21 protein-coding genes are annotated in these 23,089 nt (G+C 56.3%); 9 read left to right on the top strand and 12 right to left on the bottom strand.

From position 1 onward, the window contains the following. Window positions 1-15: 15 nt before the first annotated feature. The 4 genes from yggU to MFP24_RS03780 all read right to left on the bottom strand — a co-directional run bounded on the left by yggU (window position 16) and on the right by MFP24_RS03780 (window position 2,576). A complete protein-coding gene (yggU, locus tag MFP24_RS03795; RefSeq protein WP_136167235.1) occupies window positions 16-306 on the bottom strand; it encodes a DUF167 family protein YggU in 291 nt (96 codons plus the stop codon). Next, complete coding sequence (locus MFP24_RS03790; RefSeq protein ID WP_009111529.1) at window positions 303-857, bottom strand: YggT family protein; 555 nt, start codon at window positions 855-857, stop codon at window positions 303-305. The genes yggU and MFP24_RS03790 overlap by 4 nt, the downstream gene beginning before the upstream one ends. A gap of 115 nt (window positions 858-972) precedes the next feature. Beyond that, window positions 973-1,794, bottom strand: coding sequence for a pyrroline-5-carboxylate reductase (gene proC, locus MFP24_RS03785; protein ID WP_249229179.1), 822 nt, complete (start codon window positions 1,792-1,794; stop codon window positions 973-975). A gap of 68 nt (window positions 1,795-1,862) precedes the next feature. Further along, a complete protein-coding gene (locus MFP24_RS03780; RefSeq protein WP_249229180.1) occupies window positions 1,863-2,576 on the bottom strand; it encodes a YggS family pyridoxal phosphate-dependent enzyme in 714 nt (237 codons plus the stop codon). Between the two features lie 21 nt (window positions 2,577-2,597). Here MFP24_RS03780 and MFP24_RS03775 point away from each other — a divergent pair, with 21 nt between their 5' ends. Next, window positions 2,598-3,593: a type IV pilus twitching motility protein PilT gene (locus MFP24_RS03775; RefSeq protein WP_249229181.1), complete on the top strand. Its 996-nt coding sequence runs from the start codon at window positions 2,598-2,600 to the stop codon at window positions 3,591-3,593. A gap of 57 nt (window positions 3,594-3,650) precedes the next feature. Here MFP24_RS03775 and MFP24_RS03770 read toward each other — a convergent pair whose 3' ends face one another. The 5 genes from MFP24_RS03770 to codB form a co-directional block, all read right to left on the bottom strand. After that, a complete protein-coding gene (locus MFP24_RS03770) occupies window positions 3,651-4,064 on the bottom strand; it encodes a putative T6SS immunity periplasmic lipoprotein (RefSeq protein WP_249229182.1) in 414 nt (137 codons plus the stop codon). Window positions 4,065-4,069: 5 nt separating this feature from the next. Next, window positions 4,070-4,606, bottom strand: coding sequence for a type IV secretion protein Rhs (locus MFP24_RS03765; protein WP_249229183.1), 537 nt, complete (start codon window positions 4,604-4,606; stop codon window positions 4,070-4,072). 276 nt (window positions 4,607-4,882) lie between these two features. Next, window positions 4,883-6,145 (bottom strand): cytosine deaminase, encoded by a 1,263-nt coding sequence (codA, locus tag MFP24_RS03760; protein ID WP_249229184.1) that lies wholly within the window; start codon window positions 6,143-6,145, stop codon window positions 4,883-4,885. Continuing rightward, window positions 6,142-7,377, bottom strand: a complete 1,236-nt coding sequence (locus tag MFP24_RS03755) for a PucR family transcriptional regulator (RefSeq protein ID WP_249229185.1) — start codon at window positions 7,375-7,377, stop codon at window positions 6,142-6,144. The genes codA and MFP24_RS03755 overlap by 4 nt, the downstream gene beginning before the upstream one ends. 1 nt (window position 7,378) lies before the next feature. Beyond that, window positions 7,379-8,641: a cytosine permease gene (gene codB, locus MFP24_RS03750; RefSeq protein WP_249229186.1), complete on the bottom strand. Its 1,263-nt coding sequence runs from the start codon at window positions 8,639-8,641 to the stop codon at window positions 7,379-7,381. A gap of 447 nt (window positions 8,642-9,088) precedes the next feature. Here codB and MFP24_RS03745 point away from each other — a divergent pair, with 447 nt between their 5' ends. Next, the gene (locus tag MFP24_RS03745) at window positions 9,089-10,654 is read left to right on the top strand and encodes a PTS transporter subunit EIIC (protein WP_263458393.1); all 1,566 of its coding nucleotides are present in this window, start codon (window positions 9,089-9,091) and stop codon (window positions 10,652-10,654) included. Between the two features lie 11 nt (window positions 10,655-10,665). Beyond that, entirely contained in the window at window positions 10,666-12,015 is a 1,350-nt protein-coding gene (locus tag MFP24_RS03740) for a class-II fumarase/aspartase family protein (protein ID WP_249229188.1), read from the top strand. Between the two features lie 28 nt (window positions 12,016-12,043). Here MFP24_RS03740 and MFP24_RS03735 read toward each other — a convergent pair whose 3' ends face one another. After that, window positions 12,044-13,591 (bottom strand): BglG family transcription antiterminator, encoded by a 1,548-nt coding sequence (locus MFP24_RS03735; RefSeq protein WP_249229189.1) that lies wholly within the window; start codon window positions 13,589-13,591, stop codon window positions 12,044-12,046. Window positions 13,592-13,759: 168 nt separating this feature from the next. Continuing rightward, a complete protein-coding gene (locus MFP24_RS03730) occupies window positions 13,760-15,316 on the bottom strand; it encodes a methyl-accepting chemotaxis protein (RefSeq protein ID WP_249229190.1) in 1,557 nt (518 codons plus the stop codon). A 574-nt stretch (window positions 15,317-15,890) separates the two neighbouring features. On the opposite strand from MFP24_RS03730, the gene nsrR reads away from it, so the two are divergent. The 4 genes from nsrR (at window position 15,891) to MFP24_RS03710 (ending at window position 20,102) form a co-directional block, all read left to right on the top strand. Beyond that, the gene (nsrR, locus tag MFP24_RS03725) at window positions 15,891-16,316 is read left to right on the top strand and encodes a nitric oxide-sensing transcriptional repressor NsrR (protein ID WP_249229191.1); all 426 of its coding nucleotides are present in this window, start codon (window positions 15,891-15,893) and stop codon (window positions 16,314-16,316) included. A gap of 41 nt (window positions 16,317-16,357) precedes the next feature. After that, window positions 16,358-18,781, top strand: a complete 2,424-nt coding sequence (rnr, locus tag MFP24_RS03720) for a ribonuclease R (RefSeq protein ID WP_249229192.1) — start codon at window positions 16,358-16,360, stop codon at window positions 18,779-18,781. 97 nt (window positions 18,782-18,878) lie between these two features. Further along, entirely contained in the window at window positions 18,879-19,610 is a 732-nt protein-coding gene (gene rlmB / locus MFP24_RS03715; RefSeq protein WP_249229193.1) for a 23S rRNA (guanosine(2251)-2'-O)-methyltransferase RlmB, read from the top strand. Window positions 19,611-19,703: 93 nt separating this feature from the next. Further along, window positions 19,704-20,102 (top strand): DUF350 domain-containing protein, encoded by a 399-nt coding sequence (locus MFP24_RS03710; protein ID WP_249229194.1) that lies wholly within the window; start codon window positions 19,704-19,706, stop codon window positions 20,100-20,102. A gap of 43 nt (window positions 20,103-20,145) precedes the next feature. Here the strand turns inward: MFP24_RS03710 and bsmA are convergent, their stop codons facing one another. Then, window positions 20,146-20,451, bottom strand: a complete 306-nt coding sequence (bsmA, locus tag MFP24_RS03705; RefSeq protein ID WP_249229195.1) for a biofilm peroxide resistance protein BsmA — start codon at window positions 20,449-20,451, stop codon at window positions 20,146-20,148. Window positions 20,452-20,688: 237 nt separating this feature from the next. Between bsmA and yjfP the strand changes: the two genes are divergently transcribed. Both yjfP and MFP24_RS03695 read left to right on the top strand, forming a co-directional pair. Then, complete coding sequence (gene yjfP, locus MFP24_RS03700; RefSeq protein WP_249229196.1) at window positions 20,689-21,444, top strand: esterase; 756 nt, start codon at window positions 20,689-20,691, stop codon at window positions 21,442-21,444. Window positions 21,445-21,507: 63 nt separating this feature from the next. Beyond that, complete coding sequence (locus MFP24_RS03695) at window positions 21,508-23,040, top strand: ABC transporter substrate-binding protein (RefSeq protein WP_249229197.1); 1,533 nt, start codon at window positions 21,508-21,510, stop codon at window positions 23,038-23,040. Window positions 23,041-23,089 lie beyond the last annotated feature (49 nt).

Raw genomic sequence — 23,089 nt, 5'->3', positions numbered from 1 at the left:
TGTTTTCCTGCGTATTTATCGGATAAGTTCCGCGACTTCAGCCGGGATGTGTTGCGGATTGATGATTTTAATCTGTTTGTGCCGCCCGAGTTCGCCTTTTTCAATAATGACCAGACTTTTGGCGACCCGGAACTGTTTGGCGAGGAATTTGGTCAGATGGGCGTTGGCCTGACCGTCGACCGGCGGGGCGGTCACGGCGACTTTCAGCTCGTCGCCGTGCAGCCCGACAATCTGGTCGCGGCTGGCTTTCGGCTGAATATACAGCCGAATCACCAGGTCGTCATCTTGGCGAGTGACGGCGCTCACAGCAGGAACCACAGCCCCGGAAACAGATCCATGCCCAGATAGTTGAGCAGGTAGAGGATCAGGATCACCACCATCGCCGAGAAGTCGATGCCGCCCATCGCCGGGATGATGCGGCGGATCGGCGCCATAAAGGGTTCGGTAAGCTGGTGCAGCAGATATTCGATGGGGCTGCGTCCCTGGCTTATCCAGCTCATCAGCGAACGGATAATCACCACCCAGAAAATCAGGTAACCCGCCGACTTGATCAGCGACAGCAGGCCGACCAGCAGATTCATCGGGCTGAGCGACAGGGCGCCGACCTGAATCAGCAACAGCAGCGGGTACTTGATGGTGGTCAGGATAAAGGCCAGCAGCAGCGAGGCGCTGTCTATCGGCCCCAGCGACGGAAGGATCCGGCGCAGCGGCCCGACGATCGGCTGGGTGATCTTGACCACGAACTGCGACAGCGGATTATAAAAATCACTGCGCGACCACTGCATCCAGATGCGCAACAGCAGGACCATTACGTAGAGGTCGACCAGCGTTTTGACCAGAAAAGTCAGGGTAAGCATAAATACGTCAGTTCCTTATTAATGGATGATACCTTTCATCTTTCAGGTTGCGGGTATGTCGACCGCAACGCCAATGACTTCGGGTATAAATGGGGGTGATTATCACCGCTTTCAATTAAAACAGCTTTTCCATTTCCTGAGCGCGCTCGACGGCGGCCTGCATCGCCTCCGCCACGATTTGCGGCAACTGACGTTGGTTAAACACCCGCAGCGCTTCGGCCGTGGTGCCGCCTTTGGAGGTGATATTCTCGCGCAGAGTCGACAACGGCGTCTCCGGGTTGGCCTCCACCAGCGCCGCGGCGCCGGATGCGGCCTGCTGTACCAGCAAACGCGCGCTATCCGCATCGAACCCCTGGCGGACGGCTTCCTGCTGCATCGCTTCCATAAACAGGAAAAAATAGGCCGGCGCGCTGCCTGCCGCGGCAATCACCCCGTTAATCCCCGCTTCGTTTTCCACCCAGCAGATTTTACCCACGCTTTGCATCAGTTCGGCGGTGAATTGCCGATCGGCGTCGCTGACGGCGGCCGGCGCATAGAGTCCGCTCATTCCCTGACCCACCAGCGACGGCATATTCGGCATAATCCGCACGATATTCAGGTTGTCTCCCAACAGCGCCTGAAAACGGGCGGTGCTGATGCCGGCGGCGATCGACAGCACCAGCTTGGCGGAGAAATCCACCTGCCGGCGCAGCGGTTCGCAGACGTCCGCCATGATTTGCGGCTTGACCGCCAGCACCACCACATCCGCTTGCTGAGCGCTGCGCACGTTATCCGCGCTGCTGATGACGCCAAATTCGGCGGCCAGCTGGTCGCGGTGCGTGGCGGATGGCGCGCACACGCTGATATTCCGCGCGGGATAACCCCCGTCGATTAACCCGGCAACAATGGCCTGCGCCATATTTCCGGCGCCGATAAACGCTATTTTACGTTGTTGCATGTGAATTCTCGCTGATTATCTTGTTCTGTTAACGGTCGCCAAGGCGGCGAGGTATTCCGCGCGTCTGATTATTGGGTTGCCGCTGAATAATCACGCGCGCCAAAGATGGCGGTGCCAATCCGCACCAGCGTGCTGCCGGCGGCGATGGCGGCATGCATATCATCCGTCATCCCCATCGACAGGGTATCGATGTGCGGATAGTGTAATGCCAATTGTTGGAACAGATCATCCATTTGCCGGAAAACGGCAAGCTGGCGCCGATAGTCGGTTTCGGGCGCCGGAATCGCCATCAGACCGCGCAGGTTCAGGTTCGGCAGTGCCGCCACGGCGGCCGCCAGCGTGGCCAACTCCTCCGCCCTGATGCCGGATTTGCTCGGCTCGTTGCTGATATTAATCTGTAGCAGGACGTTCAGCGGCGGCAGCGACGCCGGGCGCTGCTCGCTCAGTCGCTGGGCGATACGCAGACGGTCCACCGTGTGGAACCAGTCGAAATGCTCCGCCACCAGTCGACTTTTGTTCGACTGCAACGGGCCGATAAAGTGCCATTCCAACCCCGTCTCCGGCGAGTGTTCCCGGAAATAAAGGATTTTGTCCACGCCTTCCTGCACGTAATTTTCGCCAAACGCCCGTTGCCCGGCCTCGATCGCTTCTTCGATAGCCGTCACAGGTTTGGTTTTACTGACTGCAAGCAGCGTTATTTCTTCCGGTGCCCGCGCGCAGCCCTGGGCGGCGACGGCGATCTGCTGCCTGATGTCCTGTAGATTCTGCTGGATAGTGGTCATAGTAGTTCAGGAGATTAATCGATGAATGTGGATGAATGGGTGGCGCTTAGTGTAAAACATAATGCCTCTGATCTGCACCTGTGTAGCGGACATCCGCCGATGTTGCGCATCGACGGTCAACTGCGATCGGAAAATACCTTACCACGTTTATGTTCGGAACAGCTGGAACAATGGTGTGCCGCCTGGCTTGAGCCGCCCCAGCTACGACAGCTGCAACGGTCGGGTCAGGTGGACTGCGCGCTGATGCCGGCGGACGGGCCGCGCCTGCGGGTCAATCTGTTTCGTCAGCGTCAGGGGCTCTCCGCCGCGCTGCGCATTATTCCGTCCGCCCACCCGTCATTGACCATGCTGCGCGCGCCGCCGGCGCTGTCGGAACTTATTGAACAGCCCGACGGCCTGATTTTACTCAGCGGCGCGACCGGCAGCGGCAAATCCACCACGCTGGCGGCGATGATCGCGGCGTTGAACCAGCGCTGCCGTCGGCATGTGATCACGCTGGAAGATCCCATCGAGTTTATCCATACCAGCGGGGAGTGCCTGATCCAGCAGCGTGAAATCGGCCGGGACAGCGCCTCGTTTGCCCTGGCGCTGCGGGCCGCGCTGCGTCAGGATCCCGATGTGATTTTACTGGGGGAACTGCGCGATAGCGAAACCATCCGCCTGGCGTTGACCGCCGCCGAGACCGGCCATCTGGTGCTGGCTACCCTGCACACCCGCGGTGCGGCGCAGGCGGTGGACCGGCTGGTGGACGTATTTCCCGGCGCAGAGAAAGCGTTTGTCCGCAGCCAGCTCGCCGCCTGTTTACGGGCGGTCGTGGCGCAAAAACTGCTGCCGATGCCGCAAGGGGGCCGAGTGGCGCTGTTTGAAGTGCTGACGGCGACGTCCGCGGTCGGCAATCTGATCAGGGAAGGGAAAAGCCACCAGTTGCCCAGCCTGATCCAGACCGGCGCGCAGGCGGGGATGCAGACCTTTGAGCAAAGCCGGCAGCAGCGCTGCCGGGAAGGGCTGCTGGAGTGAGCGAGGAAAGCCAATACATACAGCCTGAAGCATGACGGATATATAAGAATATTTAACTTAATTGATAGGATACGCCTCTAATTTGCCGTTATTCTCCCATAGTGAGAAATCGACACCAAAGATACGGCTTGCTGGTATAATCCCTTTTTTCTTTTTCTCCGGTGATTCAAGTATTACCGAAAAGTTATAGGCGTGTCCCATTTCATATTTATAGCCAAAATCAGGAACACATTTATCAGATGAAACGGAAATAGCGTCAAATTTTTCTAATTTATTCTCAGGTCTTCCAATCTCGCTAATAATAAGGCTAACAATCTTTTCATCTCTTTCAGGTTGAACCATAACACAAATATTATCAGAAATTGTGATTACAGAAGCGCGGTAATGTTTGGCTCGGGGGTCGCCAAGATGACAACCAGTCAGAGTTAAACTTAGCGTGCCGATTAATGCTATTGCCATTTTCCTTTTCATTACCATCACCTTTGTTTAAAAAACAGCGAAAGAGCGTATTCATAGAGTGAATCGATATTATTATTCGTCACGCCCTGAAAGGTCACCGTTGAGCCGATAGCTCTTAACCAAGCATAATATCCCTGCTTCTTAAGGAAAAAATAATCTGCAATTATTTGTGCCTGTTGTTCCATCTGATAGTCATTCAATAACTTCTTACCATCAAGCCTATAATTATAATCCGCCGCCCAACTGAAAAGACCTCTGCTTCTCACCCACATCCCTTTTTGGTGCTGCCAGACATGGGCCATCTCATGTATAAAAGTGTGTTGAGCGTATATATAGGCCATTGAGAAATCTGGTTTATAAAGTTCTTTTCTGAACCATAGTTCACCATTTGGCGCCATTGCGGTATTTGCCGGCTGTAATCCAAAAGGTAGATAACTATCACAATGAATCCAGACTTTATGGTAAGCGATAGAATTCCCAAACACCTGACGGGCTAAAGCAATTTCACCTATTGTTAATTGTCTGAGCGTTCCCTCTTTCACTCCCTGTGCCATCAGGCGGACTCCTTTCACCTAGAAGAAAATATGGAACATATACAATGCTGTTTTATTCGTCTAATCAACCAGTATTTTCTTAAAATGCTATCAAAGATAAGAAAAATTCACTGATTTGGGCGATCGGCGCAGATGACAAACTTTGTTGGGGCCGTATGCTATCTTGTCATTAGTCTGAAAATGTACGAGCAAGGGCCATATCACCTCCTAATGACCACCGTAATGGCCATTAGATCTTTGGTCATTTTTGCCATAAAAACATACACGGCTTAGCCGTCATTTTTCGGCAGGCCGTGCTTCCGGATAGCTCAACTGCTCCGGGATTCGGCGCATAATCACCTTGCCGTGTCGTATCGATATTCGGGCTTTGGCCTGACGGCGCACGGCTTCGTAATCATTTTCCGCGTCCAGCACCAGCAGATTGGCCGGGCGGCCCACGGCGATGCCGTAGCCTTCTCCGAGATTCATCGCCCTGGCGCTGTTATCGGTGACGAAATCAAGGCTGCGTTGCAGATCTTCGTAACCCATCATATGGCAGATATGCAGCCCGGCATCCAGCACGCGCAGAATGTTGCCGTTGCCGAGGGGATACCAGGGATCTTTGATGGAGTCCTGCCCGAAGCAGACGTTCATGCCCGCCCGATCGAGCTCCGCCACCCGCGTAATGCCGCGCCGTTTGGGAAAGGTGTCGAAACGCCCCTGGAGATGGATGCTTTCCGTAGGGCAGGAGACGAAGCTGATGCCGGACATTTTAAGCAAGCGGAACAGCTTGGAGCAGTAGGCGTTATCGTAGGAGCCCATGGCCACCGTATGGCTGGCGGTCACCCGCTGTCCGATTTGCCGCACTCGGGCTTCTTCCGCCAGTACTTCCAGAAAGCGCGACTGCGCATCGTCGGTTTCATCGCAGTGTACGTCCACCAGGCAGCCGGTGCGTTCAGCCAGGTCCATCAGAAACTTGACCGAACTGACGCCCTGTTCGCGGGTATTTTCGAAATGCGGAATGCCGCCGACCACGTCTGCGCCCATTTCAATGGCGCTCTCCATCAGTTGGCGGCCGTTGGCGAAGGATTCGATGCCTTCCTGCGGAAACGCCACGATTTGCAAATCAATCAGATCGCGCGCTTCCTCTTTCACCTCCAACATGGCTTGCAGCGCCGCCAGGCTGGGGTCGGTGACGTCGATATGGGTGCGCACGTGCTGAATCCCATGATCCCGCAGCATGCCGATGGCGGTGTGCGCCCGGCGCTTGGTGTCGTCATGGGTGATGGTCGCCTTGCGCTGGCTCCAGCGTTCAATGCCTTCAAACAGCGTGCCGCTCATATTCCATTGCGGTTCGCCGGCCGTCAGGGTGGCGTCCAGATGAATATGCGGCTCGACCAGCGGCGGAATAACCAACTGGCCGCCGGCGTCAATCGTCTCGCCGTCTGCCGCGGCTGGCAATAATCCAGGCTGCGCGTCGATGGCCGCGATCAGAGCGTTGTCGAGGGTGATGCTGAAAAGACCGCTTTGCCGGCGGAGGGCGGCGTTGATTATTTTCATAAAAACTCCTGCTGTTGCGCATGGGACATGCGCCAGATAAGTAATGCGACGGATGCGTTTAGACGGAACTGCGGGTCGCTGAGCGACTGGCCCGATTGCAGCTCGATGCGCTGCAGGCGCTGATTGAGCGTATTGCGGTGAATGGCGAGACGCTCGGCCGCCTTGATCAGATTGCCGTTTTCCTGCAACACGGCGTCCAGCGTTTCGAGCAGCAGCGCCGGTTTTTTGCGATGGCTGTCGAACAAGCGGCCCAGGGTTTCTTGCATAAAATTCGTCACCAGATCCTGATCGGCAACGGCGGTCAGCAATTTGAGCACGCCGAGTTCGCTATAGTCGCACATGCCCTTGTCCGGGCGCATGCTTTCCGCGACGTCCAGCGCCCGCCGCGCTTCGCTCAGGCCCGAACGATAGTGCTGCGCCGCCGTCACCGTGGATGAAATGCCGCTGAACAGTTGCAGCGGGTGAATCTTCTGACGCAGCGATTGCTGTACGGCGTGCAGCCACCGTTTTCCCTGATGAAACTGGATGCTGTCGCTGGGCAGCACCAGGATAAACAGATCGCCGACGATCACCAGCGGCAGGGTTTCCCCCAGCAGCGGCTGCTGCTCTTCCAGACGCTGCTGCACCAGCCGGCGGGCCGATTGCAGCCGCGCTTCGGCGGCCTCGGGCGCGTTGTGATCGAACAGCGCCTTGATGGCGGACAGGCGCAGCGCGATAACCCGATAAGGGCGGTCGAGCGTTAATTGAAGATGGTCGGCCCGCTGGCTGGCGATATCAAGGCTCGGATAATCGCCGGTCAGCAACTGCGTCAAAATGTCGCGCTGTGAGCGCAGCGTGGTTTCCCGCCGCACCAGCGCCGTGCCGATTACCTGCGTGACGATGACCATTTTCAGCAGATAGGGCTGCTCAATCAGCGGCATGCCTAATTGGGCGGCCAGCGCGACCACCGCGTCGGGAATGGCGTGAATAAAGGGTTCGCCGGTAAGGATCACCAGCCCGGCAATGCCGCTTTGCTGCCCTTCGCGCACCAGTTGCAGCAGGTTGCCCTCATCCCTGGGGTGATTAATCCCGGTCACGAAAACCAGCTCGCCCCCCATAATCCAGTCGGCGATGCCTTCGTTTTCCGCCACGTAATACCAGCGAACCGTACGGTGAAGATTATTCTCCCCCGCGCGCAGCTTCAGTTCAGCCAGCCCCGGTAATTCAAGGATTTCGCTGACGGTCAGACTCATTCTATTCCCCCTGCATGGCGACGGCGGGCGCGACGCGTTTGGCAATCTGGTAGAGCGCAATATAGCTCGCGGCGGAGGCGGCGATGCCGACCAGCGGCGCAATCCACGGCGAAAAGTAGGCCAGCAGCGCGCCGACCGCATAGGCGCCAAGGCCGATAAAATTAAAGCGCGGCAACGCGGTGTTTTGGAGCGCCGGGTAGTGGCCGCGATAACGGAACCAGTAGTCCGCCATGATAACCCCGCCGATGGGCGGAATGATCGAGCCGAGCAGGATCAGGAAAGGGATCAGCATTTCATACATGCCGCCGATAGCCAGCACGATGCCCGCGACGGCGCCCAGCAGGGTTAATGTGCGGCGGCGTTCGCTGCGCAGCAGGTGGCAGGCGGCGGCGGAAACGTTGTAGATGGTCGGTCCCTGAATGGTCCACAGGTTGAGGCACAGCATGATCACCGCGGCGACGGAAAGCCCTTGCAGCATCATGACGGCGACAATATCCGCCTGTTTGTAAATAATCGCGCAGTAAGCGCCGGAGATAATCATCAACCCGTTGCCGCCGAGAAAACTGAGGAAGCTGGCGGAGACGGCGACGCGGCCGCTGCGGGCCAGGCGGGTCCAGTTGGTCGCCTGCGTGGCGCCGCTGGCGAAGGTGCCGAATACCATGGTGATGGCGGCGGAAAAGGTCATGGCGTCGTGCGGCACGATTTTTTTCACCCCCTGCCAGCCGCCAATATCATGGGTGGCAATCCACATGGAGGCGATCAGCATCACGAACATCAGCGGCACGGACACGCGGGACAGGATATCCAGCCCTTTGTAACCCACCAGCGCGGTGATGGAGAAGCCAAGGCCGAACAGGATCATCAGCGGAACCGTATACGCGGCGGGGAGGTTCAGCAGTTTGACCAGCGCGATGGCCAAGGTCGCGGTGCCCCAGGCGTACCAGCCCAGTTCGGCGAAGCCCAACAGGAAATCGGAGAGTTTGCTGCCTATTTCGCCGAAGCAGAAACGCCCCATCAGCACGGAATTCAGGCCGCTGCGCGCGGCGATCAGCGCCAGTGACGCGGCATACGCCGCCAATAGCAGGTTGCCGATAACGGCCACCCACAGCATATCGACGATATTGAAGGCGACGCCGATTTTTCCGCCGGCAAACATGGTGCCGGTAAAAAAGGTAAAACTGAATAACACCATCGAAATCGACAGTAATCCCTTGCGCCCCTCTTTGGGGGCTTCGCTTAACGGGAATTCATTCTGCTCGGACATATTGCTTTCCTCTGGTAAAAGATGGGTGCGCGTACCCGCAGAGAACAGCAATAAACGTGCCTGATTTTAAAAACAGAAAATCGCCAAATAACCTTGCAAGGATAATAGTATTAAGTGTGCGGCATGCACACTTCTGTTTTTATTATTGGCTGATGGCGCGTCATAAGTGTGCGTGTTGTCGTGCGATGCACTAAAACTGTGAGTGCCGTCATTATTTTTCAGGGGCAAAAGATGAGCTTTAAATCGGCCATGATTTGACCTTGATGGTCAGCTCGCCATTAGTGTTTTATACCCGTCATACTTCAAGCTGCAGATGCGTTGGCTGCGCTCAGTCACCCGAATCACTTACTTGTGTAAGCTCATCGGGATTCCTTCCCTTGCCGCCTTCCTGCAACTCGAATTATTTAGGGTATATAAGTTTGTAAATCCACACCAGGGATCTTATTTATGAACGCCAATTTTAAAAACGAAATACAAACATTTGGACGCTCACTATTATTGCCTATTGCGGTACTGGCTCCGGTCGGGATGTTAATGGGTATTTGCAGCGCGTTGGGACAGGCCTATATGATCGATAAGCTGCCTTTTTTGGGCAACGCTTATTTTAAGGCGACGCTGTCGTCCGTAGGGTCAATCAGCAGCGTGGTATTTCAAAATATCCCGCTGTTGTTCGCCATGGGCGTCGCCTACGGCATGTCGAAAAAAGAGAAAGGGATCGCGGTTTTTTCATCGGTAATCGCCTATCTGACGCTGCTGATCTCCATGCATGTCCATTTAAAACTGATGGGACAGCTGGTGGATAATAATATGGCTTTTGTCGGACAGGGCATGGTGCTGGGGATCCAGACGCTGAAAATAGAGGCGCTGGGGGGCATCATCGCCGGGCTATTGGCGGCCAAGGTCACCGACCGCTATTATCGCTTGCAGCTGCCGCTGGCCTTTGCGTTTTTCAGCGGCAAAAAATCCGTGGCGATTTTATCCATCGCCTTTACCATCCCCGTCGGACTGCTGATCCCGTTTATCTGGGATGTGTTTACCGCGGGGATGAAAAGTATTTCAACCGTGATGATGGCGCCGCATATTGGTTCGGGAATTTATATGACCCTAAACCGGCTGCTGATCCCCTTTGGATTGCACCATGTCCTGAGCTCCACCGTTCGCTTTACCGAGGCGGGCGGCACCTATCTGATCGACGGGCAAACCTATGTCGGTATTTTGCCGGCGATGAATAAAATTCTTTTTGAGCTGGGTCCGAACCATCCGGCGTGGAATGAATTTATGCCGACGTTGTCGAGTTATCTGGCGTCGTCGCAAATGCTGACCACCTTATTCCGCGTGCCGGCCATCGGCCTGGCGATGTATCATATGGCGTATTTCAAAAATAAAAAGTTCGCCAAAGGGATGATATTGACCGTGGTGCTGACCGCGTTTCTCGGCAATATTACCGAACCGCTGGAATTCTCCTTCCTGTTTATCGCCCCGAAACTGTTTATTGTCTATTCGATATTGTGCGGGTTATTAACCATACCGCTGCAAATATTAGACGTCTCCATTGGCTATATCCGCGGCACCATTTTCGATTTCGGTATTTTCGGCCTGATGTATGAAAATACCCACTGGGTAAATCTGATCGTGCTCGGCAGTATCAACTTTGTGGTGTTTTATTTCTTCTTCCGTTGGGCAATTGGTAAGTTTGATATCAAAACGCCCGGTCGTGAAAATGAGATGGCGGACAGCACGCTATTAAATAACAAGGAATATGACAAGGTAGCCCAGTTGGTGATTGAGGGATTGGGCGGCAAAAGCAATATCAAGCGGGTGGAAAATTGCGTTTCCCGCCTGCGCGTCGACCTTCACGATCAAAAACTGCTGCGGATGGAGTTGCTGAAAGAGTCGGGATCTCTGGGAACGTTTATTCCGTCCAGCAACCATATTCACGTTGTTTTCGGGCCGCACGTCGAGTTCGTCCGTAACGCGGTGGACGATGTTCTGGCTGGAAATAGCCAAGGTTAAGGGGAATAAACATGCGCGCACTCTATGATTCAAAAAGCAAAACCATTGACGATAAAGGGATGAAAAAGCTGTTTACCCACCAGGCGCGGGTACAGTCGTGGCTCGATATCGAAGCGGCGCTGGCGCTGGCGCAGGCCAAAGTGGGGATGATCCCCCAGAAGGCGGCGGAGAATATCGCCGCCAACTGCAAGCTGGAACGCATTGATTTGGCGGAGGTCGACCGCCTGTTACAGCAGATCGGCCACGGTTTTGTGCCGGTGATAAAAGTGCTGGTCAACGCCTGCGACGCGGAAAGCGGAAAGTATGTGCACTACGGCGTGACGACGCAGAACATCCAGCAAACGGCGCACTTGTATCTCGTTAAGCGCTTCCATCAGCAACTGATGCAGTTTGTGGACAGCGTGCTGCTTAACCTGGCCCGGCTGGCGAAAACGCATCAAGACACCCTGATGGCGGGGCGCACGCATGGCAAACACGCGCTGCCCATTACCTATGGCTATAAAGTCTCGGTGTGGATTTATGAACTGCTGGGGGCGGTGGAACGGATGCAGGAAGCGGAGAAAAGGGTGTTTACCGTGATGATGGGGGGCGCGGTCGGCGCGTTCCATGCCACCGGCGAACCGGGGCGCCGGGTGCAGGATCTGGTGGCGGAAACGCTGGGGATGTACGCCATGCCGGTCCCTTCGCGCAACGCCCAGGTGTTTCGCGCCGAGTACATCTCGAATCTGTGCCTGTTGGCCACCACGCTGCACAAAATCGCCGAAGAGGTATACCAGACCTCCGGCGAAGAATTCGGCGAGGTGTCCGAAGCCTTCGCCAAAGGGACGGTCGGCAGCAGCACCATGCCGCAGAAGGTCAATCCCAAGCTGGCGAAAGGGATCATCGCCAATGCGCAAAAACTGTACGCGGTGCTCACCTCCTCGCTCTATGTCTGTCCGCGGCCGTTTGAGGCGGATAGCTCCGCCTACTTTATTTTTGATGCCAATCTACAGGAAAGCATTGAATTGATGGCGGAAATTATTCTGCGCGCCGAAGAACTGACCCGCACGCTGGTGATCAACAAGCAGCGGATGCGCCAAAATCTGGATTTGACCCATGGGTTGATCAACAGTGAAAAAATCATGATGAAGCTGGTGGAGGCGCTGGGTAAGGATCCGGCCCACGAACTGGTTTATCAGGTGGCGATGCGCAGCACCCATGAAGATATCGCCTACCGCGAGGCGCTGGCGAGCAACCCGGTTATCGCGGCGAATTTCTCGGCGCAGGAGATTGCCGACCTGCTGGATCCGGCGGCCTACACCGGGCTGTGCGCGGTACTGGCGGAGGAGATGGCCGAACGGGTTTTCAAACGGGTAGTGTAATCCGGGGGGATTTTCCCGCGGGCAAATATCAAATAAAAAAGTCGGGGTAGCGCTGTTCCAGCCAGCGGCGGCGCTGCCGTTGATCCATCTCCGCGGTTTCCCGCAGAAACTCATCAAGCGGAATTTTCTTTTTCGCGCGGGACAGCCCTTGCTTACTCAATAAGGCAATATCATCCCGGGTAAGGTAAAAATTCACCTTGATATAATCCAGCCGATAGTATTTCAGGTAGTTCGAGATTTTATTGGTAAAGGTAATCAATAGGTCGCAGGGTAACTGGTCAAGCCGCCGTAATTCATTAATATTGACGCAGTCGATAATCTCGATATGAAAATGGGATTTCAGCACCTCTTTAAAATAGCCCACTTTGCTTTCAGACGAATTGGTCACAATGATGACGCGCTTCTTCGGCTCGCTGTAGACCCGGTTTTGCAGCTCATATTTTTTCAGGATCAATACCAGCGTTGCCTGGTGAATGGGCGAAAAGGTGGTGTGATAATGCTGCTCAATCGGGGCGGTCGCCTGACGGACGCCGCTATATAACGCGGCATAACGGGATTGGACGTCGTGCAGTTTTTTATCATCGAAATAGAGGTTGAATTTATTCTGCACGATGGCCGAATAAATAAACTGATACAGCTCGGAGAAAAACGCGTGGCTATTATGAATCCGCGCCCGCAATAAAGGCGACAGGGCGGCGCATAATTGCCGCACATGCCGGATCAGCACCGGATCGTACACATTGAAAGGGCGCCGGGTATAGGTGAGCGATGAAATCAGCAGGTTGAGAAACTGATTCTCATGGCGCTGTTCCAGCAGGGAAAAATCCAGCGACTGGATAAAATCAAGCTGGCTGCCGGATGGGATCTCATGGCCGCGCCGGTTACGGTGCAGCGCAATACTCATATAGACCAGAAAATACTTCTTGCTGTTATAGCCCAGCGGCACCAGCGGTTGCAGCCGCTGCTGGTAAAGCGTGGCGGCCCGCTCTACTTCAGGGGCGCATTGGGTTAAAAACTGCGCGGCGATGAATTTGTTTATCGGCTCGTTGGCCTGATGGGGAACCAGGCGGTGATGCTCGCCTATTTCAACGGTTTTCAAAATAATCAGGCAGATGGCGATTCGCAGCAGGATTTCATCGCCCTCCAGTCGCGAGCCCAGCTTGGGAATGCCGGCGACGATAAGATTATTGGCCTGTAAAAAGCCGAGCAGCGCCTGATTATCATTTTTCAGCGTGGTCGGGCTGACGTGGAATTTGCGATAATAGTCGCCTTTATTCACCACATCCTGTAAACACAGCGCCACGCTCAACGCTTTGATGCGCTCTTCCGCGGTGGTGATATAACGGTTGAACGGAATATGGTCGAGAAAATCGATATATTCCCGATAGCTCATGGCGGAGATAATAAACTGATTATCAATATGCAGATGATAGGCGGGAGGAAGCCCCTCGTTGATCTCTTTCATCGTCCGTTTTAGCGTGGACAAGGTCTTGCCGAATTTGGTTATCACCTCGTCAATGGCCAGCGGGCTGTGTTCCTGCACATATTTCAGAAAAGCGAGATCAAAGCTGTTCATTGTACGCTCATGCGGTGGATAGTCGGCGGTTACCGTTGGGTATGGGAAAGGGTAATTTACTTGGGATATTTTGCCCGATAACCGCCGATAAAAACCATGATGCAGGCCGGATAATAAGGATTTGTCCGCCGGAATCCGGGAGTTTTTTCCCCGGATTCCGGCGAGGGGCTACACCTGAAACAACGCCATTGAGCGCGTAAGCTGCTGCGATTGCTCTTCCAGCGATTGGGTCGTGGCTGAAAAGGACTTCACCAATTGGCTGTTTTGCTGCGCCGCCTTGTCGATTTGGTTGAAAGCGATATTAACCTGCTCAATGCCCCGGTACTGCTCCTGCGTCGCCTGGGAAATGTTTTTCATCAGTTGGGTGATGCGCATGATCGCCTCATCCATTTCGTCCATGGTTTCGCCGGCGCGTGAAGCCAGATCCAGCCCCTCGGAAATTTTTGTCTGCGAGTCGGCGATCAGCGAGCGGATCTCTTTGGCCGCCTGGGCGCTGTTCTGCGCCAGATTGCGCACTTCCCCGGCCACCACGGCGAAGCCGCGCCCCTGTTCGCCCGCGCGGGCCGACTCCACCGAGGCGTTCAGCGCCAGGATATTGGTTTGGAAGGCGATGCCGTCAATCACGCCGAGAATGTCGTTAATCCGTTTGGCGCTGGCGTCGATCTCCTGCATTTTCTCGATCACATAGCAGACGGACTCACTGCTGAGACTGCTGGTATCCGACGCGCTATTGGCAAGCTGATGCGCCAGCTCCGCATGTTCGGCGTTGTTTTTCACCGTCGCGCTCAGCTGTTCCATGCTGGCGGCGGTTTGCTCCAGCGACGCGGCGGACTCTTCGGTACGCTGCGAAAGATGAATATTGCCTTCGAATAACTCGCGGCTGCCGCGATCGATGCTGGTACTGGCGTCCCGCACCTGGCTGACGGACTCCAGCAGCGCCCCCTGCATACGGCCGATGGCGTCGTTGAGCCGCCCCAGCTCATTGTTCCCGCCCAGCATCAGGCGAGATGTCAGGTCGCCGGTGGCGACGCGTTCCAGTTGTTCAATGGCGTAATTCAACGGCCGCAACAGCATATGGCGCAGCGCCGCCCAGCCCAGCGCAATCAGCAACACCGACAGCAGGCAGGAAATAGCGATAAGCAGCAGCATTAACCGCTCATTGCGCGCCGATTGCTCCAGCCCCTGGGCGGAAAGCTGCTGCGCGTGCAGACGGAAATTCCGAATGGATTGATCGAAGGCGTCGCTCAGCGGGCCGAGCTGTTTTTCGAGCACGTCGTAATATTCATCGGTGTATTGTTTTTGCAGCGCGCTCAGCATCGGCGTCATGCCTTGTTCGAGATAATCCTGGTAGGTTTTGCGTATCGCCTGCGCCAGTTCATGCCGCTGGGTGCCGTGCTCCACGGATTCCAGGGCGCGAGCAATCTCTTGTTGCGACTGAAGCAGGTTGCTTTCCACTATTGCTGTCTCCTGCGTTCCCTCTTCAAGCCGGCCCATTTCAATTTTTCTCACCGCCAGCGTGGCCGACCCTCTGGCTCTCAGCGTCAGATTATAGCCGTTCAGCAGGCTGCCGAGCTCGGTTCCCTGAATCTGATTCAGCGCCAGCAGCGCCTGTCGGTCCTTTTTAATCGCCAGAATACCCATCGCGCTGACGACAAGCAGCAGCAGGGTGATTAATAACAATAATGTCAATAATCCGGCACGAATGGAGATATTTTTCAGGCCCATGGTTTCCTTTTCCTTGTGTGTGCAGCATTAAAGAAACAGACGTCGTAAAGCTCACAGCCTCGTTAAACCTCATGTTTCTTTCGAGGCCATTCATCAAACAGAACATCACAGAAAATTCGGGATTAGTGCGGTGCGAGCATACCTGATGCCGATAAGGCATTAATAATATTAAATAGATAGGGTAACGCAGACCATCCGGGTAACCCGATTTATCGTCTATCCGTTAAGGGTTCGCGGAACAGACGCCAAGCTTTAACTTCATCTTTTACGCTTCGCCTAAGTAAAAATCGGCTTATAAGCGCGAACCATTAGGGCAAGACGACGGATATTTGATTTTAGTTAAGCAGGTCGGGATGATGAGGGTTATATCCGCTCTCCCTTTCACCGGTATATATCGGTTTTAGCGCTAAATAATTAGCCGTAGCGTTTGCGGCTGGTTTATCATCTGCGTAACAAGGTTACGCTTGTGCGTTTGGGATGCGCGCCCGGGCATTTGTCCGGCGGTATTCCGACCGGTTTCTTCGGGGCGCCTGTGCGCGCCGGAAAACGATACCCAGAGGTATCCGAGGTTTATGTGCAGTTAACGAGTTTTACGGATTATGGCTTGCGGGCGCTGATATATATGGCATCGTTGCCCGGCGGGCAAATGACCAGCATTTCGGAAGTGACGGAAGTGTATGGCGTGTCGCGCAATCATATGGTCAAAATTATCAATCAGCTCAGCCGGGCCGGGTTTGTTATGGCCGTGCGCGGTAAAAATGGCGGGATCCGGCTGGGAAAACCCGCCGAGTCCATCCGGATTGGCGATGTGGTGCGTAAGCTGGAGCCGCTCTCGTTAGTTAACTGTAGTCATGAGTTTTGCCACATTACGCCGGCCTGCCGCCTGAAACAGGTGCTCCAGCAGGCGGTGCAGAGTTTCCTGCATGAGCTGGACCAATACACGCTGGCCGATTTGGTCAAAGAAAACCCACCACTTTACAAATTATTGTTGGTTGAATGAGATATGTTCAGCCTCCTGCTGATGACAACGGAGGAACCGCAATGTCACAAGATCCATTTCTGGAACGAGAAGCAGAAAAATATGAATCCCCCATCCCGAGCCGTGAATTCATTCTGGCGCATATCGCCAAGCGGGATACCCCGATTAAACGGGAAGAGCTGGCCGCCGATCTGGAGTTAACCAGCGAAGAGCAACTCGAAGCATTGCGCCGCCGCCTGCGGGCGATGGAGCGCGACGGTCAGTTAATCTTTACCCGTCGCCAATGCTATGCCCTGCCGGAAAAGCTGGATCTGCTGCGCGGTACCGTGATCGGCCACCGCGACGGTTTCGGCTTCCTGCGCGTGGAAGGCCGTAAAGACGATCTTTACCTCTCCGCGGAAGAGATGAAGCGCGCCATTCACGGCGACGTGGTGCTGGCGCAGCCGTTGGGAGAAGACCGCAAGGGGCGCCGCGAAGGCCGCATCGTGCGCGTGCTTGAGCCGCGCACCGGGCAGATCGTCGGGCGCTATTTTGTTGATGCCGGGGTCGGTTTTGTCGTCCCGGACGACAGCCGTCTGAGTTTCGACATTCTTATCCCGCAGGAAAATATCAACGGCGCCCGCATGGGCTTTGTGGTGGTGGTGGAACTCACCCAGCGCGCCACGCGCCGTACCAAGGCCATCGGGAAAATCGTCGAGATCCTCGGCGATAATATGGGCACCGGCCTGGCGGTGGACATCGCCCTGCGCACCCATGATATTCCCCATACCTGGCCGCCCCAGGTGGAAGAGCAGGTGAAAGACTTCGCCGAAGAGGTGCCGTCGGAAGCCAAAAAAGGGCGGGTGGATTTGCGCAAGCTGCCGCTGGTCACCATCGACGGCGAAGACGCCCGCGATTTCGATGACGCCGTCTACTGCGAGAAAAAACGCGGCGGCGGCTGGCGTCTGTGGGTGGCGATTGCCGACGTCAGCTATTATGTGCGCCCGAATACGCCGCTGGATAACGAAGCCCGCGCGCGCGGCACCTCGGTTTACTTTCCGTCGCAGGTGGTGCCGATGCTGCCGGAAGTGCTTTCCAACGGGCTGTGTTCGCTCAACCCGCAGGTCGACCGCCTGTGTATGGTGTGCGAGATGACCGTGTCGGGGCTGGGCAAGCTCACCTCGTACAAGTTTTATGAAGCGGTAATGCGTTCCCACGCCCGTCTGACCTACACCAAGGTGTGGAATATTCTGCTGGGCGACCAGGAGCTGCGCGCGCACTATCAACCGCTGGTGGGCGGACTGGAAGAGCTGCATAAGATGTTTCGGGTGCTGGAGCGGGCGCGCGATATCCGCGGGGGCATCGCGTTTGAAACCGAAGAAGCGAAATTTATTTTCAACGCCGAGCGCCGCATCGAGCGGGTTGAAGCGGTGGTGCGCAACGACGCGCACAAGCTGATTGAAGAGTGCATGATCCTGGCGAATATCTCGGCGGCGAAATTCGTCGAGAAGTATGAGGAGCCGGCCCTGTTCCGCGTGCACGATCGTCCCAGCGAAGATCACGTTCTGGCCTTGCGCAGCGTACTGGGCGAACTGGGGCTGACGCTAAAAGGCGGTATGAAGCCGCAACCGAAGGATTATGCCGATCTGATGCTGGAGATCGCCGGCCGCCCCGACCGTGAAATGCTGCAAACCATGCTGCTGCGTTCGATGAAGCAGGCGGTATACGATCCGGAAAACCGCGGGCACTTCGGCCTGGCGTTAACCTCTTACGGCCACTTTACCTCGCCGATCCGCCGTTATCCCGACCTATCGCTGCATCGTTCGATCAAGTATCTGCTGGGCGACCGCAAAGCGCGCGGGACGCCAACCGGCGGCTGGCACAGCGACCTAAACGAAATGCTGCAGTTGGGCATGCACTGTTCGCTGACCGAACGCCGCGCCGATGAAGCCACCCGCGACGTGGCGGACTGGCTGAAATGTGATTTTATGCAGGATCACGTGGGTGAGGTGTTCACCGGGATTATCGCCAGCGTCACCGGTTTCGGTTTCTTCGTGCGCCTCAAGGATCTGTTTATCGACGGGCTGGTGCACGTCTCCACGCTGGATAACGACTACTATCGCTACGATAATATCGGCCAGCGGCTGATCGGCGAGTCGCGCGGTCAGGTTTATCGTCTGGGCGACGAAGTGGAAATTCGTGTTGAAGCGGTCCATATGGACGAGCGCAATATCGACTTTGCGCTGGTCTCCAGCACGCGTAAACCGCGCGGCGAAGGCAAAACGGCTCGCGAGCGGACTAAAAAACCGGATAGCCGGGAAGCCAAACCGAGCCGTCGCCGGCGCAATGTCGCCAAGCCCGCGGCCAATTTTGAGCCTGATGCCGCTTTTCGTAAGGAAGGTGAGCGCAAGGACAAACCGGCGAAGCCGAAAAAAAGCGCCGATAAAACGCGCAACAGCGCGGCGGCGACCAGGACCAAACGCGCGAAGAAGAAGCCGGCCGAGTAATATTCACCGCGCCTGCTCCCCTGTGAAGGGGAGGGGTGGGGTAGGGCCTCTCCAACGGGCGGACGCCGCCCGTTTATGATTAATTTGAAGAGTAGCAATGAGCGAAATTATTTACGGTATTCACGCCGTCAAAGCGTTGCTGGAGCGCGATCCGCAACGTTTCCAGGAAGTTTTCATCCTCAAGGGGCGCGACGATCGTCGTCTGCAGCCGGTGATTGCCGAGCTGGAAGCGCAGGGTATCGTGATCCAGCTGGCTAACCGCCAGTGGCTGGATAGCCAGGCCGAGGGGGCGGTGCATCAGGGTATTGTCGCCAAGGTCAAAGAGGGGCGGAAGTATCAGGAGAACGATCTGCCGGCCTTGCTGGAGGGGCTGGAGACGCCTTTTTTACTGGTGCTGGACGGCGTTACCGATCCGCACAATCTCGGCGCCTGTTTGCGTAACGCCGATGCGGCGGGGGTGCACGCGGTTATCGTGCCGCGCGATCGTTCGGCGCAGATGAACGCCACGGTGAAGAAGGTGGCCTGCGGCGCGGCGGAAAGCGTGCCACTGATCGCCGTGACCAACCTGGCCCGCACCTTGCGACTGTTGCAGGAACACAATGTCTGGATCGTCGGCACGGCGGGCGAAGCCGACCATACGCTGTACCAAAGCAAGCTGACCGGGCCGCTGGCGCTGGTGATGGGGGCTGAAGGCGAGGGTATGCGCCGCCTGACCCGCGAGCATTGCGACGAACTGATCGGCATTCCGATGGCGGGCAGCGTCTCTTCGCTGAACGTTTCCGTCGCCACCGGCGTATGCCTGTTTGAAGCGGTGCGTCAGCGTAGTTGACGGCTAATCTGGCGCCGGCTTTGCCGGCGCCTGTCTCGGACATCGGCGCCGCGTTATATTCACCACCCCAGTAACCTAAAGGAAATTTACGCCATGATTATTGTCAGCGCATTACTCGCTTTCGCTTCTTACTTTTTCATCGGGTTCGTCATGGTGCTGGCATTCCTGTTTATCTATACCCGCGTCACGCCGCATGACGAGTGGACGCTGATTAAACAGAACAACGGCGCCGCCGCCGTCGGTTTCGCCGGCGCGCTGATCGGGTATGTGATTCCGCTGGCCAGCGCGGCGGTGAATTCGGTCAGCCTGGTTGACTACATCACCTGGGGGATCGTGGCGCTGGTGATCCAGCTTGTCATCTATGGCGCGGTGCGGCTGTATATGCCGGCTATCAGCCAGCGAATCCAGCATAATGAAGTGGCGTCCGGCGTTTTCCTATGCACGGCCTCGCTGGGCGGCGGGATTCTGAACGCGGCCTGTATGACATACTGAGGCGTCGCCGGCCGCGGTCGCCCTGATTTTCAGGAGGGCGGCCTCAGCGGTATAGCACCGCGCGGGCGAACCAGACGCCGGGAAGCGTGGCGCGCTCGGATTTCAGCACGATGGTGTAGTAACGAGCGCCTTGCTCATCCGCCCGGCGCTGAATGGCCCGATCCGCGTCATCCGGGCTGCCGTTTACGCTAACGGACGCGGTGCCGATTTTTTGCAACGCGGCGGTTTGCGCGTAGGTAATCAGCTGCGCCCGTTCCGTCGGCGGCGGCGGAGAGGCCGGCGCGCCGGCCAGCGTGCCGCAGGCGGCGACGCATAGCGAGAAAGCCGCCGTCAGTAAAGCTCTCAGCATGGTGCATTGCTCCATAACGTTTGTCAGCCTGATGAGTGTAGCGCGCTTTATCGCCATCCCGTAGGGATTTATCCTGCGCCCGCGCTCGGGTTCAGGGAGATTTTATCAGCGCCGCATTGCCATGTTTGAGCTAAACCATTGCGAATTTGTTTTTAAAAAGAACGTCTTTTTGGTGCTATGGTGTTTTTCATCGGGCTTACGTTCAAAATTGGGCGATGACAGGTAGAGAAAAAGGACATGGTTGAAATTTCACTGGATACCATTAACGGTATTAATGCTTTGCATGCGGTTCCCGGCGGTAAACACCATCTTCCCTTGCCAACTATTTTTTTCTTTCACGGTTACCTCTCCTCAAAAGAGGTCTACTCCTATTTCGGCTACGCGCTGGCCGAGGCCGGCTTTCGGGTGATTTTGCCGGACGCCGCCATGCACGGCGCCCGTTATGACGGCGACGACGCCCGGCGGCTGCGCCATTTTTGGGACATTCTGCAGTCTAATATTCGTGAATTGCCCGGCTATGTGGAAGAGTATCGGCGGCGCGGGTTGATCGCCGACGAACGCATCGGCGTGTGCGGCGCTTCCCTGGGGGGCATGAGCGCGCTGGGGAGCATGGCGCGCTACCCCTGGATTTCCGCCGTGGCGGCCTTTATGGGATCGGGCTATTTTTCCACCCTGTCCCATGCGCTCTATCCCCCGGTGCCTGCCGACAGCGCGGGCGCAGATATTGCGCGCCGGGAACTGTCCGCCACGCTCGCCGAGTACGATGTTTCCCCCCGTCTGGCGGCGTTGGCCGATCGTCCCTTACTGCTATGGCACGGCGACGCGGACGACGTGGTGCCGGCGCGGGAGAGCGCGCGTTTATATCAGGCGCTGAAAGCAAGCGGCCAGGATAGCAATCTGACCTATCTGACCGAGGCGGGCGTGACGCACCGCATCACGCCGCTGGCGCTGCGGGCGGGGGGTGATTTTTTTCAGCGGCATCTGACCGCGTAGGCGGAAACAATGGCGACGAATATCCACAGCGTAATGGATTCCTTATCTGGTCGGGAGCTGAGTATGTATCAATCGATGGTGTTGTGGGGCGAACGGATGCGCGGACGGCTATTGCGCAGCGCGGCGGTAGTGGCGTTGTCGATGGCCGCGGCGTTGTTTGCCACGCTGGCGGCGGCCGCAAGCTTTGATCCTGAGGCCGCCATTAAAATCGGCTCCCTGGCGGAACCGCAAAATCTGGACAATACCGCCGGCGCCGGGCAGGGAATCAACGAAGCGTTTAACGGCAATGTGTATGAGGCGCTGTTTCAACTGACCGATAAAGGCAGGGTGGAAAAACAGCTGGTGACGGATTACCAGGTCAGCGAGGATGGTCTGGTATATCGTTTTACGCTGCGTCCGGGCGTGCGGTTTCATTCCGGGAAAACGCTGACGGCGGCGGATGTAAAATTCAGTATTCAACGGGTGCTGGCGCCGGAATCGAAAAGCTCGCGCAAGAATAGCCTGAAAGCCATTGCCGGGATCGACACGCCGGACGATCGCACGGTGGTCGTCACGCTCTCTTCGCCCTCTATTTCGCTGGCGTACAACCTCAGCTACGTGTGGATTGTCAACGATCGGGCCACCAGCCTCACGACCCGTGAGGACGGCACCGGCCCCTATCAGTTACAAAACTGGCGGCGCGGTTCGGCGCTGGCGCTGAAGCGGTTTGACGGCTACTGGGGTGACAAACCGACCAACGCCGGCGTGGTTTTTCAGTACTTTACCGACGCCTCGGCGCTGAACAACGCGTTGCTGACCGGCGCGGTCGATATCATTACCTCGGTGCAGAGTCCGGATTCGCTGGCGCAGTTCAAAGATAACCCGGCCTTTACGGTGACGGAAGGCCATTCCACCACCAAGCTGCTGCTGGCCTACAACGACCGCGTCGCCCCTTTCAACGACGCCAATGTCCGCCGGGCGATTATTCGCGCTATCGATACCCGCAAGCTGCTGACCTCTATCTGGGGCGACTATGGCACGCCGATCGGCTCTTTTGTGCCGCCGACCGACCCCTGGTACGTGGATTTGACCGGGGTAAACGGCTATAACCCACAGAGCGCGAAGGAGCTGCTGGCGCAGGCCGGTTATCCGGACGGCTTTACCTTTACGCTGGACACGCCGAACTACGATCCGCATCCCATCGTGGCGCAGTTTCTGCAAAACGAGCTGGCGAAGGTGGGGATCAAGATAAAAATCAACGTGATCACCGCCAATGAGTGGTACACGAAAATCTATAAGGCGCATAATTTCCAGGCGACGTTGCAGGAACATGTGAACCACCGCGACATCGTGTTTTATGGCGATCCCGATTTTTATTGGGGCTATGATAATCCGCGGGTTAGCGCGTTGATTAAAGAGGCGGAGCTGGCGTCCAGCGAAGAGGAACAGACGCGCAAGCTGACCGAAGCGAACCGCATCATCGCCGACGATGCGGCGAGCGGCTGGCTGTATCTCTATCCGCAAATCGTGGTGGCGGCCAATACCATCGACGGCTACCCGGTGAATGGCTTGAATGCGCAGTTTTTCGCCTGGAATATCAAGAAGCGCCAGAGATGACGGCGACCCGCTTTCATGGCGGGCAGGGGCATTAAATCAAGGTTGGTTA

It is taken from the genome of Brenneria tiliae (genome assembly GCF_023347575.1).
Lineage (GTDB): Bacteria > Pseudomonadota > Gammaproteobacteria > Enterobacterales > Enterobacteriaceae > Brenneria > Brenneria corticis.
This window is presented reverse-complemented; position numbering and strand designations above follow the sequence as displayed.

Coding starts and splice junctions, on each gene's coding strand:
- rnr (WP_249229192.1), top strand. CDS start 16,358: ATGTCACAAGATCCATTTCTGGAACGAGAAGCAGAAAAATATGAATCC.
- MFP24_RS03775 (WP_249229181.1), top strand. CDS start 2,598: ATGAATGTGGATGAATGGGTGGCGCTTAGTGTAAAACATAATGCCTCT.
- MFP24_RS03765 (WP_249229183.1), bottom strand. CDS start 4,606: ATGGCACAGGGAGTGAAAGAGGGAACGCTCAGACAATTAACAATAGGT.
- MFP24_RS03770 (WP_249229182.1), bottom strand. CDS start 4,064: ATGAAAAGGAAAATGGCAATAGCATTAATCGGCACGCTAAGTTTAACT.
- yjfP (WP_249229196.1), top strand. CDS start 20,689: ATGGTTGAAATTTCACTGGATACCATTAACGGTATTAATGCTTTGCAT.
- MFP24_RS03745 (WP_263458393.1), top strand. CDS start 9,089: ATGAACGCCAATTTTAAAAACGAAATACAAACATTTGGACGCTCACTA.
- MFP24_RS03735 (WP_249229189.1), bottom strand. CDS start 13,591: ATGAACAGCTTTGATCTCGCTTTTCTGAAATATGTGCAGGAACACAGC.
- MFP24_RS03755 (WP_249229185.1), bottom strand. CDS start 7,377: ATGAGTCTGACCGTCAGCGAAATCCTTGAATTACCGGGGCTGGCTGAA.
- codB (WP_249229186.1), bottom strand. CDS start 8,641: ATGTCCGAGCAGAATGAATTCCCGTTAAGCGAAGCCCCCAAAGAGGGG.
- MFP24_RS03695 (WP_249229197.1), top strand. CDS start 21,508: ATGTATCAATCGATGGTGTTGTGGGGCGAACGGATGCGCGGACGGCTA.
- MFP24_RS03710 (WP_249229194.1), top strand. CDS start 19,704: ATGATTATTGTCAGCGCATTACTCGCTTTCGCTTCTTACTTTTTCATC.
- proC (WP_249229179.1), bottom strand. CDS start 1,794: ATGCAACAACGTAAAATAGCGTTTATCGGCGCCGGAAATATGGCGCAG.
- codA (WP_249229184.1), bottom strand. CDS start 6,145: ATGAAAATAATCAACGCCGCCCTCCGCCGGCAAAGCGGTCTTTTCAGC.
- bsmA (WP_249229195.1), bottom strand. CDS start 20,451: ATGCTGAGAGCTTTACTGACGGCGGCTTTCTCGCTATGCGTCGCCGCC.
- MFP24_RS03790 (WP_009111529.1), bottom strand. CDS start 857: ATGCTTACCCTGACTTTTCTGGTCAAAACGCTGGTCGACCTCTACGTA.
- rlmB (WP_249229193.1), top strand. CDS start 18,879: ATGAGCGAAATTATTTACGGTATTCACGCCGTCAAAGCGTTGCTGGAG.
- MFP24_RS03740 (WP_249229188.1), top strand. CDS start 10,666: ATGCGCGCACTCTATGATTCAAAAAGCAAAACCATTGACGATAAAGGG.
- MFP24_RS03730 (WP_249229190.1), bottom strand. CDS start 15,316: ATGGGCCTGAAAAATATCTCCATTCGTGCCGGATTATTGACATTATTG.
- MFP24_RS03780 (WP_249229180.1), bottom strand. CDS start 2,576: ATGACCACTATCCAGCAGAATCTACAGGACATCAGGCAGCAGATCGCC.